Annotated in this window: 13 protein-coding genes and 1 pseudogene; all 14 read right to left on the bottom strand. The window is 61.5% G+C overall.

All coding sequences use genetic code 11. From position 1 onward, the window contains the following. Positions 1-8 precede the first annotated feature (8 nt). The 14 genes and pseudogenes from NMA58_RS08860 to NMA58_RS08795 all read right to left on the bottom strand — a co-directional run bounded on the left by NMA58_RS08860 (position 9) and on the right by NMA58_RS08795 (position 12405). On the bottom strand, positions 9-611 hold the full coding sequence (locus tag NMA58_RS08860; RefSeq protein WP_183703088.1) for an AAA family ATPase: 603 nt from the start codon (positions 609-611) through the stop codon (positions 9-11). A 219-nt stretch (positions 612-830) separates the two neighbouring features. Further along, on the bottom strand, positions 831-1802 hold the full coding sequence (gene lipA, locus NMA58_RS08855; RefSeq protein ID WP_434713033.1) for a lipoyl synthase: 972 nt from the start codon (positions 1800-1802) through the stop codon (positions 831-833). A 56-nt stretch (positions 1803-1858) separates the two neighbouring features. Next, positions 1859-2107, bottom strand: coding sequence for a GlsB/YeaQ/YmgE family stress response membrane protein (locus NMA58_RS08850; RefSeq protein ID WP_085778064.1), 249 nt, complete (start codon positions 2105-2107; stop codon positions 1859-1861). 23 nt (positions 2108-2130) lie between these two features. Continuing rightward, positions 2131-2385, bottom strand: a complete 255-nt coding sequence (locus tag NMA58_RS08845) for a GlsB/YeaQ/YmgE family stress response membrane protein (RefSeq protein WP_011425215.1) — start codon at positions 2383-2385, stop codon at positions 2131-2133. 75 nt (positions 2386-2460) lie between these two features. Then, positions 2461-3906, bottom strand: coding sequence for a dihydrolipoyl dehydrogenase (gene lpdA / locus NMA58_RS08840; RefSeq protein WP_434713032.1), 1446 nt, complete (start codon positions 3904-3906; stop codon positions 2461-2463). A 16-nt stretch (positions 3907-3922) separates the two neighbouring features. Next, positions 3923-4170: pseudogene (locus tag NMA58_RS08835) on the bottom strand (GNAT family N-acetyltransferase); the annotation flags it as partial. Positions 4171-4172: 2 nt separating this feature from the next. Further along, positions 4173-4814 (bottom strand): SGNH/GDSL hydrolase family protein, encoded by a 642-nt coding sequence (locus NMA58_RS08830; protein WP_434713031.1) that lies wholly within the window; start codon positions 4812-4814, stop codon positions 4173-4175. A gap of 19 nt (positions 4815-4833) precedes the next feature. After that, positions 4834-6189 carry a pyruvate dehydrogenase complex dihydrolipoamide acetyltransferase gene (locus NMA58_RS08825; RefSeq protein ID WP_434713030.1) on the bottom strand — a complete coding sequence of 452 codons (1356 nt, stop codon included), beginning with the start codon at positions 6187-6189 and terminating at the stop codon, positions 4834-4836. A gap of 15 nt (positions 6190-6204) precedes the next feature. Then, positions 6205-7587 (bottom strand): pyruvate dehydrogenase complex E1 component subunit beta, encoded by a 1383-nt coding sequence (locus tag NMA58_RS08820; protein ID WP_434713029.1) that lies wholly within the window; start codon positions 7585-7587, stop codon positions 6205-6207. Between the two features lie 15 nt (positions 7588-7602). Beyond that, a complete protein-coding gene (pdhA, locus tag NMA58_RS08815) occupies positions 7603-8649 on the bottom strand; it encodes a pyruvate dehydrogenase (acetyl-transferring) E1 component subunit alpha (protein WP_011425209.1) in 1047 nt (348 codons plus the stop codon). Between the two features lie 145 nt (positions 8650-8794). After that, entirely contained in the window at positions 8795-9115 is a 321-nt protein-coding gene (locus NMA58_RS08810) for an FtsB family cell division protein (RefSeq protein ID WP_064802306.1), read from the bottom strand. A 135-nt stretch (positions 9116-9250) separates the two neighbouring features. Further along, positions 9251-10525, bottom strand: coding sequence for a phosphopyruvate hydratase (eno, locus tag NMA58_RS08805; protein WP_097598589.1), 1275 nt, complete (start codon positions 10523-10525; stop codon positions 9251-9253). Positions 10526-10666: 141 nt separating this feature from the next. Beyond that, the gene (kdsA, locus tag NMA58_RS08800) at positions 10667-11512 is read right to left on the bottom strand and encodes a 3-deoxy-8-phosphooctulonate synthase (RefSeq protein WP_183701045.1); all 846 of its coding nucleotides are present in this window, start codon (positions 11510-11512) and stop codon (positions 10667-10669) included. Beyond that, positions 11509-12405: a VOC family protein gene (locus NMA58_RS08795; protein WP_183701043.1), complete on the bottom strand. Its 897-nt coding sequence runs from the start codon at positions 12403-12405 to the stop codon at positions 11509-11511. Before NMA58_RS08795 ends, kdsA begins: the two co-directional genes overlap by 4 nt. Positions 12406-12583: the final 178 nt, after the last annotated feature.

Here is a 12583-nt window from a genome sequence, read left to right as displayed (position 1 = left end):
GGCGGCACTTAAGCGGGCGCGTCCAGAAGATCAAGGAGTTCGCCCATCCGGCTGCGGGATTTTAGCTGAAGAACCGGCACATCGGGGCCATATTCGGCGAGGCCGGCGGCAATGCGCGGCGCAAATTTCTCCTCGAAGGTCCAGATGAACCGCAGGAATTCTAAATCGACCTTTTCGATGCAACCCGGTGCCATTTCCGGGCGTGTGCGGCCAATCCATTTCGCCCATCGGCTGACCGCACCCCAGATACAGAGAAGTCGCGGCATGCGGACCCAGATAACGAAATCGGTCCGCGGCAGCCTGATGTCCAGTGAGGACGGGTTGGTGCCGTCCATGATCCAGCGTTCTTCGAGGATCCGGCTGGCGATGATTCTTCGCTGCTCCGCCCTGTCGCGCGCCACCCAGCCGGGAAGCCAGAAAACGTCCCGGTCGAGCGAAATATACGGAAGTCCGAAGCGCTTGGCGATCTTCAGCGAAAGAGTTGATTTCCCGCCGCCCGAGCAGCCCACCACGAGAATGCGCCGGGCTGTGCGAATGCCCTTGGCCGCCCGTTCAAGGTCGGTGATGTCGGTGATCTGCTGACGCAGTGGCAGCTCCGCTCTCTGGGGCATCGTGTTATCCTCGGTCCATCTGCGCCAAAGGCTGCCCCTCACCCTAACCCTCTCCCCGTAAACGGGTAGAGGGGACATGCCAAACGCAGCGTTGAGATTGAGGAAGCGGGTGCGGCATGTTCCCTTCTCCCCGCAAGCGGGGAGAAGGTGCCGGAAGGCGGATGAGGGGCAGGCGGCGATCTAGAGGCCGGAGATATTCTCCTGTCGCAGCACACATCCCTATTCGGCCGCGATCAGCAGCTTCTTCTCACGCGCCGCTCTCAGCCTTGCGAAATCATCGCCGGCATGGTGTGACGAGCGGGTCAGCGGGCTGGAGGCCACCATCAGGAAGCCCTTGCTGTAGGCGACCGTCTCGTAAGACTTGAACTCGTCGGGCGTGACGAAGCTTTCGACCTTGTGGTGCTTGCGGGTCGGCTGCAGGTATTGGCCGATCGTCAGGAAGTCGACATCGGCTGTGCGCAGGTCGTCCATCAGCTGCAGCACTTCATTGCGCTCCTCGCCAAGGCCGACCATGATGCCTGACTTGGTGAACATGGTGGGATCGAGTTCCTTCACCCGCTGCAGCAGGCGGATGGAATGGAAATAGCGGGCGCCGGGGCGAACCGTCAGATAGTTGCCGGCCACCGTTTCCATATTGTGGTTGAAGACGTCGGGCTTGGCGGCGACGACGCGCTCCAGGGCGCCCGCTTTCTTCAGGAAGTCGGGCGTCAGGATTTCGATCGTCGTTGCCGGCGAAGCGGCACGGATCGCCCAGATCACTTTTTCGAAGTGCTCGGCACCGCCGTCCTCGAGATCGTCGCGGTCGACCGAGGTGATGACGACGTGGCTGAGGCCCATCTCCCTGACGGCCTTGGCGACGTTTTCGGGCTCGGCCATGTCGAGCGCATTCGGCTTGCCGGTCGCTACGTTGCAAAAGGCGCAGGCGCGGGTACAGATCTCGCCCATGATCATGAAGGTCGCGTGCTTCTTGTCCCAGCACTCGCCGATATTCGGGCAGCCGGCCTCCTCGCAGACGGTGACGAGCTTGTGCTCCTTCACGATGGCGCGTGTCTCGGCATAGCCCTTGGAAGTCGGCGCCTTGACGCGGATCCAATCCGGCTTGCGCATGACATCCGTATCCGGCCGATGCGCCTTCTCAGGATGGCGCACGCGCTTGGCGTCGGGATTGATCGTGTCGAGAATGGTCACCATTGCAGTCTCAGCTTTCCGCCGCCCTAAGCGGCACAGTCCCTACGACGCGTCGCAATTTAGCGCCGCACCAGTCGCGCAACGAATATCAGCAGGCAGGCGCCGAGGAAACCCGTCACGAAATAGCCGAGCCGTCCACCGGCCAGTTGAACGTGAAACTGGGCGAGGATGGCGGTGGCGACAACCGAGCCGACAATGCCGAGCACGATGTTCAGGAAAATTCCATATCGTGCATCCATCAGCTTGCCGGCCAACCAGCCCGCAAGTCCGCCGATGATGATTGCCGAAATCCAGCCCACGCTTTCCATGCCTGTCCTGCCCTCAATCTGCGCTAAGCGACCGCTCTGGCGACCAGCACCACGATGATGGCGCCGACGGTGGCGTGGATGATCTGCACGACCAGCGCATTTTCAATGCCTAGCGAAATGCCGAGCGCGCTGAACAGATAGCCGCCGACGAAGGCGCCGATGATGCCGCTCAGCAGGCATCTGATCAAACCGCCGCCACCGACGACGAGACTTGCCAGGAAGCCCGCAACCAGGCCGATCAGCAAAAACACCAGCAACGCCTGCGTCTCCATAGACATGATGATTTCCTTTCGCCTTTTCCACCCGACCGGAGTGGCTTTCCACTCCGGAAAAGGGCAGCGCCCCGAAAATTCTCAAGCGTTCAGTACACGACCGTAAGCATCGAGCACCGCTTCCTTCATCGTCTCGGATACGGTCGGATGAGGGAAGATGGTATGCATCAGTTCTTCCTCGGTCGTTTCGAGGTTCATCGCGACGACGAAGCCCTGGATGAGCTCGGTGACTTCGGCGCCAACCATGTGGGCGCCGAGCAGTTCGCCGGTCTTCTTGTCGAAGATCACCTTGACCATGCCCTGGTCTTCGCCGAGAGCGATCGCCTTGCCGTTCGCCGCGAAGGAGAAGCGACCGACCCGGATATCGCGGCCCAGCTCCTTGGCCTTGGCTTCCGTAAGGCCGACGGAGGCGACCTGCGGATTGCAATAGGTGCAGCCCGGCACCTTCCCCTTGTCGGTGGGATGAACATTCGGCAGGCCGGCGATTTTTTCGACGCAGACGACGCCCTCATGCTCGGCCTTGTGGGCCAGCATCGGCGGGCCGGCGACATCACCGATCGCATAGATACCCGCCACATTGGTCTTGCCGTAACCGTCGGCGACGACGCAGCCGCGGTCGGTCTTGATGCCGAGCGCCTCCAGGCCGAGGTTTTCGATATTGCCCTGAACGCCGACAGCCGAAATCATCCGGTCGGCGGTGATCTGCTGGACCTTGCCGTCTGCAGTCTCGACATGGGCGGTGATGCTGTTTGCCGCCTTCTCGACCTTGGTCACCTTGGCGCTGGTGAAGATCTTGAGACCGCGCTTTTCCAGCTGCTTGCGGGCGATGGCGGTGATTTCGGCATCCTCGACCGGCATGATGGTCGGCATGACCTCCACCACCGTGACGTCGACGCCCATCGAGCGATAGAAGCTTGCGAATTCGATGCCGATCGCGCCCGAGCCCATGACGATCAACGACTTCGGCAGCGCATCCGGCTTCAGCGCCTCGAAATAGGTCCAGATCAGCTTGCCGTCGGGCTCGATGCCGGGCAGCGCGCGCGGACGGGCGCCGGTCGCGATGATGATGTGCTTGGCGGTATAGGTGCCTTCGCCCTTGACATTCTTTGGCAGCGGGTGCTGCGGCTCGACTACCGGCTTCGACGACTTGCCGACGACGATTTCACCAGGCTTCAAAAGCTTCGCCTCCCCCCAGATGATGTCGATCTTGTTCTTCTTCATCAGGAAACCGACGCCGGCGTTGAGACGGGCGGAGACAGCGCGCGAGCGGCCGACGACGGCCTTGGCATCCGGCTTGACCGTGCCTTCAAGAACGAGGCCGAAATCCTTGAAGTGATTGGCATGATCGAGCACCTCGGCCGAACGCAACAGCGCCTTCGTCGGTATGCAGCCCCAGTTCAGGCAGATGCCGCCCATATGTTCGCGCTCGACGATCGCCGTCTTAAGCCCGAGCTGGGACGCGCGAATGGCGGCGACATAGCCGCCGGGACCGGAGCCGATGATGATGACGTCGTAGGATTCAGCCATGTGTTTCCTGCCTTTGCTATGCTGCGCTGCGGGTCATGAGCACCCACGCGTGCCTATTGCTGTTTTCGAAGAGCGGCACGGCATCAGCGCGGGCAGCCCTCCGAGAATCCGTTTCTTACATAAGCGACAAAGCCGCCTCATTATCGCTTGCTGCGACCAGCCTGACTGGCGGCGACCAGCCCTTTCGGATGTCCGGCAGCCTGCGTCCGAGGCCGAGGCCGCGCATATGGCGATAAACGCGCCGAGACTGCCGGTGAACCAGTTTTTCAGATCCCCAGCATCATCCGCACGATCGATTCCAGCCCGCGCCCGAGCGCCCGCGTATTTTCCGCATCGAGGTGAATGCCGTCGATCGGCGTGGTCTTGGCGACGGAATTGCCATCGAAAAAGCCACAACCAAGCTCATCGGCAAGGTCGCGATAGAGCGTTGCGAGCTTTGCCGATTCCTCGATGCCGCCGGGAAAGGATGCGGCGAAGGGCACATTGCCGGTCGCGCAGATCGCCGGCGGCGCCACGATCAGGATCTCCGGCCCATCGAACTCGAACGGCCAGGCATGATTGCGGATCAGCCGCACCAGCCGGCTGATGCCTTGGCAGGCGGCGAAAGCGGAGCCAGCCACAACCGGCTTCATGTCATTGGTGCCGAGCAGCAGGATGACGAGGTCGAGCGGCGCATGCGTCTGCAGGATCGTCGGCAGGACGCGCGCACCGTTGCGGTCGCAATCGGCGAGGTGGTCGTCGAAAGCGGTGGTGCGACCGTTCAGCCCTTCGGCGATAACACGCGCATCGCTGCCGAGCGCTGCCTGAAGCACGCTCGGCCAACGGTTCTTGTACTCATGACGGCCTATTGCCTCAGGGTCATGACCCCAGGTCAGCGAGTCACCATAGCAAAGAACGGTCTTGGTCATTTCCGCCTCCGCTTCGCTATCAGACAAGCAAGCCCATCGGGTTTTCGATATAGCCCTTGAAGGCCTGGAGCAACTCGGCGCCGAGGGCGCCGTCGACGCAGCGATGGTCGGTCGACAGCGTCACTGACATCACCGTGGCGATCGCCATTTCGCCGTTCTTGACGACCACCCGCTGCTCGCCGGCGCCGACCGCGAGGATCGTCGCATGCGGCGGGTTGACGACGGCGGCGAAGTTCTTCACGCCCATCATGCCCATGTTCGACACAGAACTCGTGCCGCCCTGATATTCCTCGGGCTTCAGCTTGCGGTCCTTGGCCCGCTTGCCGAGATCGCGCATCTCGTTGGAGATGACAGACAGCGTCTTCTGCTCGGCCTTGCGAATGATCGGCGTGATCAGGCCGCCCGGGATCGACACGGCGACGCCGACGTCGGCGTGCTTGTGCTTGACCATGTTGTTGTCGGTCCACGACACATTGGCGTCCGGAACGTCGCGCAGCGCCAGCGCCATGGCCTTGATGACCATGTCGTTGACCGAGAGCTTGTAGGCCGGAGCGTTGTCCTTGCGCGGCGCCGCATCGTTCAGCTGGGCGCGCAGCGCCATCAGCACGTCGAGCTCGCAATCGACGCTGACGTAGAAATGCGGGATCGTCTGCTTGGATTCGACCAGCCGCCGGGCGATCGTCTTGCGCATGCCGTCATGCGGCACGAGTTCGTAGGAGCCCGGCTCGAAGAGCTTGAGCACGGCTTCCTCGGAGGCACCCTTCGGCGCGGCGGCCGGAGCCGGCGCGGCTGCAGCCTGAGGAGCAGCAGCGGCGGGAGCGGCAGCAGCCTTGGCGCCACCACCGGCAACGGCAGCTTCGATATCGCTCTTGATCACGCGGCCATGCGGACCGGAACCGGCGACGGCCGACAAGTCGATACCAGCTTCCTTGGCCAGCCGGCGGGCGAGCGGCGAAGAGAAGGTGCGGTTGCCACCTGATGAAGCGGCCGCGGGTGCTGCGGCAGGCGCCGGTGCCGTGCCTGGAGCTGCTTCAGCCTTCGCCGGCCCAGCGTCGGCCTTCGGCGCAGGTGCGGCCTCAGCCTTGGCCGGAGCTGCGGAACCTGCACCACTTGCGGCAGCGGCGACATCTTCGCCATCGGCGGCGAGAACGGCGATCAGCGCATTGACCTTAACGCCCTCGGTGCCGGCCGGGACGACCAGCTTGGCGACCGTGCCTTCATCGACGGCTTCGACTTCCATCGTCGCCTTGTCGGTCTCGATCTCGGCGATCACATCGCCAGATTTGACCGTGTCGCCTTCCTTGACCAGCCACTTGGAAAGATTGCCTTCTTCCATGGTCGGAGAGAGGGCGGGCATCGTGATATTGATCGGCATCGAAATACCCTCCCCTTATTTGTAGCAAACAGCCTTCACCGCATCGACGACTTCGCCGACGTTCGGAAGCGCCAGCTTTTCGAGATTGGCGGCGTAAGGCATCGGAACGTCCTTGCCCGCAATCGTCAGGATCGGCGCATCGAGATAGTCGAAGGCCTGCTGCATGACGCGGGTGGCGATTTCGGTGCCGACGGAGGATTGCGGATAACCTTCCTCGACGGTGACGAGGCGGCCGGTTTTCTTCACAGATTCGATAACCGTCGGCAGATCCATCGGGCGGATGGTGCGAAGGTCGATCAGTTCAACGTCAATGCCGAGCTGTTCGAGTTCGGCGGCCGCCTTCGTCGCATAGGTCATGCCGATGCCGAAGGAGACGACGGTGACGTCCTTGCCCTGGCGATGGATCCGCGCCTTGCCGATCGGCAGGACGAAATTATCGAGCTTCGGCACGTCGAAGTGCTGGCCGTAGAGAATTTCGTTTTCGAGGAAGATGATCGGGTTCGGATCGCGAATCGCTGCCTTCAGCAGACCCTTGGCGTCGGATGCCGTGTACGGCATGACGACCTTCAGGCCGGGGATGGCGCTATACCAGGCGGCATAGTCCTGGCTGTGCTGGGCGCCGACGCGGGCGGCGGCACCGTTCGGGCCGCGGAAGACGATCGGAGCGCCCATCTGGCCGCCGGACATATACAGCGTCTTGGCGGCCGAGTTGATGATGTGGTCGATCGCCTGCATGGCGAAATTGAAGGTCATGAATTCGACGATCGGGCGAAGGCCGGCCATGGCGGCACCGACGCCGACGCCGGCAAAGCCGTGCTCGGTGATCGGCGTATCGATGACGCGGCGGGGGCCGAATTCCTGCAGCAGGCCCTGCGTGACCTTGTAGGCGCCCTGATATTCGGCGACTTCCTCACCCATGACGAAGACGTCGTCGTTGGCGCGCATTTCTTCGGCCATGGCGTCGCGCAGCGCTTCGCGCACGGTCATCGACACCATTTCGGTGCCGGCCGGGATTTCCGGATCGTTCGGAACGACGGCTTTCGGCTCGGCCGGAAGCGGCGCGGAAGCAGAACCGGTGTTGGTCGGCTTCTCTTCCTGAGCCACCTGCGGAGCGGCTGCGGCCGGCTTGGCAGCTGATATATCCGAAGCGGATTCGCCATCTTGCAGCAGCACGGCGATCTTGGTGTTGACCTTGACGCCTTCGGTGCCGGCGTCGACCAGCAGCTTGCCGATCACGCCTTCGTCGACCGCTTCGACTTCCATCGTCGCCTTGTCGGTTTCGATTTCGGCGATGACGTCGCCAGAAGTGACCTTGTCACCTTCCTGCTTCAGCCATTTGGACAGCGTGCCTTCTTCCATCGTCGGAGAGAGGGCGGGCATGAGGATATCGATAGGCATGGGTTCCCTCCCCGATTAGAGCAGAATGTCGGTGTAGAGCTCGGACGCATCCGGCTCCGGATCGGCCTGTGCGAAGTCGGCGCTGTCGGCGACGATGTCGCGAACATCCTTGTCGATCGCCTTCAGATCGTCTTCGGAAGCCCAGCCCTTTTCGATGAGGCGTGCCTTTACCTGCTCGATCGGATCCTGTTCGGAGCGCATCTTCTGCACTTCTTCCTTTGTGCGATATTTCGCCGGATCGGACATGGAGTGGCCGCGATAACGATAGGTCAGCATTTCGAGAATGATCGGGCCCTTGCCGGAGCGGCAATGTTCGAGCGCCTCGTCGGCGGCCGCCTTGACGGCGCGAACGTCCATGCCGTCGACCTGAATGCCGGGAATGCCGAAGCCGGAGCCGCGTAGCGAGTAATTCGACTGAGCGGTGGCACGGGCGGTCGAGGTGCCCATGGCGTAACGGTTGTTTTCGACGATATAGACGATCGGCAGCTTCCAGAGAGCCGCCATGTTGAAGCTCTCGTAGACCTGGCCCTGGTTGGCAGCGCCGTCGCCGAAATAGGCGATGGCGACATTGCCGTTGCCGCGGTAGTGGTTTGCAAAGGCAAGGCCGGTTCCGAGCGAAACCTGGGCGCCGACGATGCCGTGACCGCCGTAGAAATGCTTCTCTTTCGAGAACATGTGCATCGAGCCGCCCTTCCCGTGGGAATAGCCGCTGCGGCGCCCGGTCAGTTCCGCCATGACCCCGCGCGCCTCCATGCCGGTTGCCAGCATGTGGCCGTGGTCGCGATAGGCGGTGATGACCTGATCGCCTTCCTTCTGCGCCATCTGCATGCCGACGACGACAGCTTCCTGACCGATATAGAGATGACAAAAGCCGCCGATGAAGCCCATGCCGTAAAGCTGACCGGCCTTCTCCTCGAAGCGGCGGATCAGTAGCATCTCGCGATAGGCCTTGAGTTCCTCATCCCGGTCGAAGTCGGCTACCGGGCCTCCATTCGATGCTTTGGCTGCTGGTTTTGCTGCAGTTTTGCGGCTGGAAACGGTCGCGGTCTTTCGCGGCGCCATTCAACCCTCCCTATGGGTTTGTCGTTTCTCGGTGGCGCGTACCATAGGGAAGAAATATGACCACAGCAATGCCATAATTGCATGGCTCGTATTCGACGCTAAATTATTGGAAATAAATCAGAAATTCCAATTAACCGAATTCCGGTTAATTGGAATAATGATTGAATATGACGATCTCGTCCGCACGCGACATATTCAGCTGATATCGCGCCTTTTCGTCCAGCATGTCCTTGTCGAGCGAGCCGTCACTCAGTAGCGCCACCTGGCTTTCCAGATGTTCGCGCTTCGCCTTCAGGACGGCAAGCTCCCTTTCGCGCGCAACGCGCTGACGCTCGAACGTCTCCGTCGCCCGCAGGCCATAATCGCCATGGATGCAATGATAACCGAAATAGGAAAGGAACGCGACCGTCATAGCCGGGATGACGAAGCGGCCGAGCTTTCTCTTCTTATGATGCTTTGTCCACATACATGCATGCTCTTGAACGCATTACCAATTCGTTCAGCATAACGCGCAGAGATTAACCGTTCATTGACCGTAACCGCCGGCAAGAAAAAACCCGCGCCGGTGAGGCGCGGGTCGAGCATTGCAAATCAGATCGGATCAGCCTTTGATGATCGAGCGGCCGGCATATTGGGCCTGGGGGCCTAGGCCCTCCTCGATGCGGATCAGCTGATTGTACTTGGCGAGACGGTCAGAACGCGACAGTGAGCCGGTCTTGATCTGGCCGCAGTTGGTGGCGACGGCGAGATCGGCAATGGTCGAATCTTCCGTTTCTCCGGAGCGGTGCGACATGACGGCGGTATAGGCTGCCTTATGCGCCGTGTTAACGGCATCAAGCGTTTCCGTCAGAGAGCCGATCTGGTTGACCTTGACGAGGATCGAGTTGGCGACGCCCATGCGGATGCCGTCGCGAAGGCGGGCCGAGTTGGTGACGAAGAGATCGTCGCCGACGAGCTGAGTCTTCTTGCCGATCAGATCGGTCAGCGCCTTCCAGCCCTCCCAGTCGTCTTCGGCCATGCCGTCTTCGATCGAGATGATCGGGTATTTGCCGGCGAGCTCGGCCAGATATTCGGCCATGGCGCCCGACTCGAGCGTGCGGCCTTCGCCCTCCAGAACATACTTGCCGTCCTTGAAGAATTCCGTCGAGGCGCAGTCGAGGCCGAGGCACATGTCGTCGCCCGGCTTGTAGCCGGCTTTCTCGATCGACTTCATGATGAAGTCCAGGGCTTCGGGCGCACTCTTCAGGCCGGGAGCGAAGCCGCCTTCGTCGCCGACATTGGTGTTGTGGCCCTGCGCGGCAAGCTCCTTGCGGAGCGTATGGAAGACTTCCGAACCCATGCGCACGGCGTCGGCGATCGAATCGGCGCCGACCGGCAGGATCATGAATTCCTGGAAGTCGATCGGGTTGTCGGCATGAGCGCCGCCGTTGATGATGTTCATCATCGGCACCGGCAGGAGGCTGGCGGAAGCGCCGCCGACGTAACGGTAAAGCGGCAGGCCGGATGCCTGGGCCGCAGCCTTGGCGACGGCGAGCGAGACGCCGAGGATGGCGTTGGCGCCGAGGCGCGACTTGTTCGGCGTGCCATCGAGCTCGATCATGATGTTGTCGATCTGGATCTGATTTTCGGCATCGATGCCGCCGATCGCGTCGAAGATCTCGGTGTTGGCGGCCTCGACCGCCTTTTCGACGCCCTTGCCGAGGTAGCGCTTGCCGCCGTCGCGCAGCTCGACCGCCTCATGTGCGCCCGTCGAGGCGCCCGAGGGAACGGCCGCGCGGCCCATGCTGCCGTCTTCGAGATAGACGTCGACTTCGACGGTGGGGTTGCCACGGCTATCGAGGATCTCGCGGGCGATGATATCGGTGATTGCAGTCATGGGTTCTTCCTGCTCGGTGGGTGATAAGTCGTTCGAAGCCTGTCATAATCGAAGGCGTGCAAATTACAATGGCGCAATTTCCAGCCTTCGAGCGGGTATCGCATCGTGGCCTAAACCACGATCATGGCAGCCTGTTGAACGTTAGGCCTTGGCGATCGCATCGAAGGCAAGCAGCTTCTCAAGCAGTCGCGGCATGTCCTTGAGATAGACCATGTTCGGCCCGTCGGACGGTGCGTTGTCGGGATCCTGATGGGTTTCGACGAAGACGCCGGCAATTCCCGTCGCCACTGCCGCGCGCGCCAGCGTTTCCACGAACTCGCGCTGGCCGCCGGAGGAATCGCCCTGCCCGCCCGGCTGCGCCACGGAATGGGTGGCGTCAAAAATGACGGGAGCTCCCATCGCCGCCATGATCGGCAGCGAACGCATGTCGGAAACCAGCGTATTGTAGCCGAAGGAGGCACCGCGCTCGCACAAGAGCACATTCGGATTGCCGCTGGCGTTGAGCTTCTTCAGAACGTTCTTCATATCCCAAGGGGCGAGGAACTGGCCCTTCTTGACATTGACGGCGCGGCCGGTTCTGGCGGCGGCGATCAGAAGGTCGGTCTGACGGCAGAGGAAGGCCGGGATCTGCAGAACATCGACCACCTTGGCCACCTCGGCGCATTGCTCGGCCGTATGGACGTCGGTTATGACGGGAAAGCCGAATTCCTTCTTGAGGTCGGCAAAGACCTCCATGCCCTTTTCCAGGCCGATGCCGCGTTCAGCCGAGAGCGAGGTACGGTTCGCCTTGTCGAAGGAGCTCTTGTAGACGAGGCCAATGCCGAGCTTGCCGCAGAGCTCCTTCAGCGTGCCGGCGACCATGAAGGCGTGATCCCGGCTCTCCATCTGGCATGGACCGGCGATCAGCGACAAGCGGCCAGTATTGGAAAAAGTGACCTGGCCTTCGCCTTCGCCGATCCTGACTTCGGAATTCGTGTCGGTGCTCATCGTGTTTCCTCGAAGGCGAAGAGCGCACCCTGCCCGGGCGTGGGCTTCACCAGAATGCGATTGTTCTTGCGTGTGAATGTGATCCCGTTAGCACCCAAATGCGCTTCTGTCACGGCAAGATCGATGACGGTGAAGAGGATTGCCCGCCCCCGCAGGCCGCGATCGGCTGATGAGACAGCGGTTTCGAAATAGGCCTCCAGCCCTTCCGGCGTCATCAAGCTGATCTTTGCATTCGATGCCGCGATATTCATGCCGAAACCGGTTTTCTCCACCGCCGCCTGCCCAATCGCAAGCCCGACGAAGGCGGCGAATGCCGCCGGGTCCGGTGCACAAAGTGCGATCTCGGCAATGCCGATCACGCCATTGGCGTGCGTCTCCAGCGCGGCGCGATCTGTAGGGAACGAATTGATGCGCTGGCAAGTAAAGAGAAAGAAATCGGGGGCGCGCAAATCAGCTGCAAAGGCCAGCTTAAAGCTGCCGACGCTCTCCGAACCGTCCGGCATCCGCATCGGCCGGCTGAACTGCAACATCTCACCGGCGCTCGCGCCGTTGCTGACGAAGCGCTTATGATCGAGGTCGGCATCCTCGCTGAGGAAGGCCAGCGCAGAAAGTCCCTCCTCGCCGCAGCGGAAACGGAAGGCGCGATTGCGGGCGATGAAGACGTTGCCCTGGCGGGCCGCTGCCTCGCTCTCGTCGACACTCGCCACGCCAAGCGGCTCCAGATAGGTCTTGTCGGCGAAAAAGATGCAGGCATTCTCCGTTCCGAAGGGATGGCGCGCATCGGCGGCGACGGTGAAACCGAGCTTGCCGAGCCTTTCACGCGCCAGATCGATATTGACCACGGGCAGCACGACATGATCGAGCGGGTGCGACTTGGCGGAATGCGCGTTCATGAATATCCTCCTGAAACCGGCAAGAGATGTGCGACAGCACCACCCCTCAATGCAAGACATGTGCGCCAATCCGGCAAATGAAAATAAAAATCTCCACGAGTTGGCGCGAGGGTTTACGGAAATTTAGCTACTTGCGGAACACATATGGAACATATAGTGTCCGTTCTGGATTTGTTTC

The organism is Rhizobium sp. YTUHZ045, from assembly GCF_051124255.1.
Classification (GTDB): domain Bacteria; phylum Pseudomonadota; class Alphaproteobacteria; order Rhizobiales; family Rhizobiaceae; genus Rhizobium.
The sequence above is the reverse complement of the archived record's forward strand: the minus strand, read 5'-3'. Positions and strand labels throughout refer to the sequence as shown.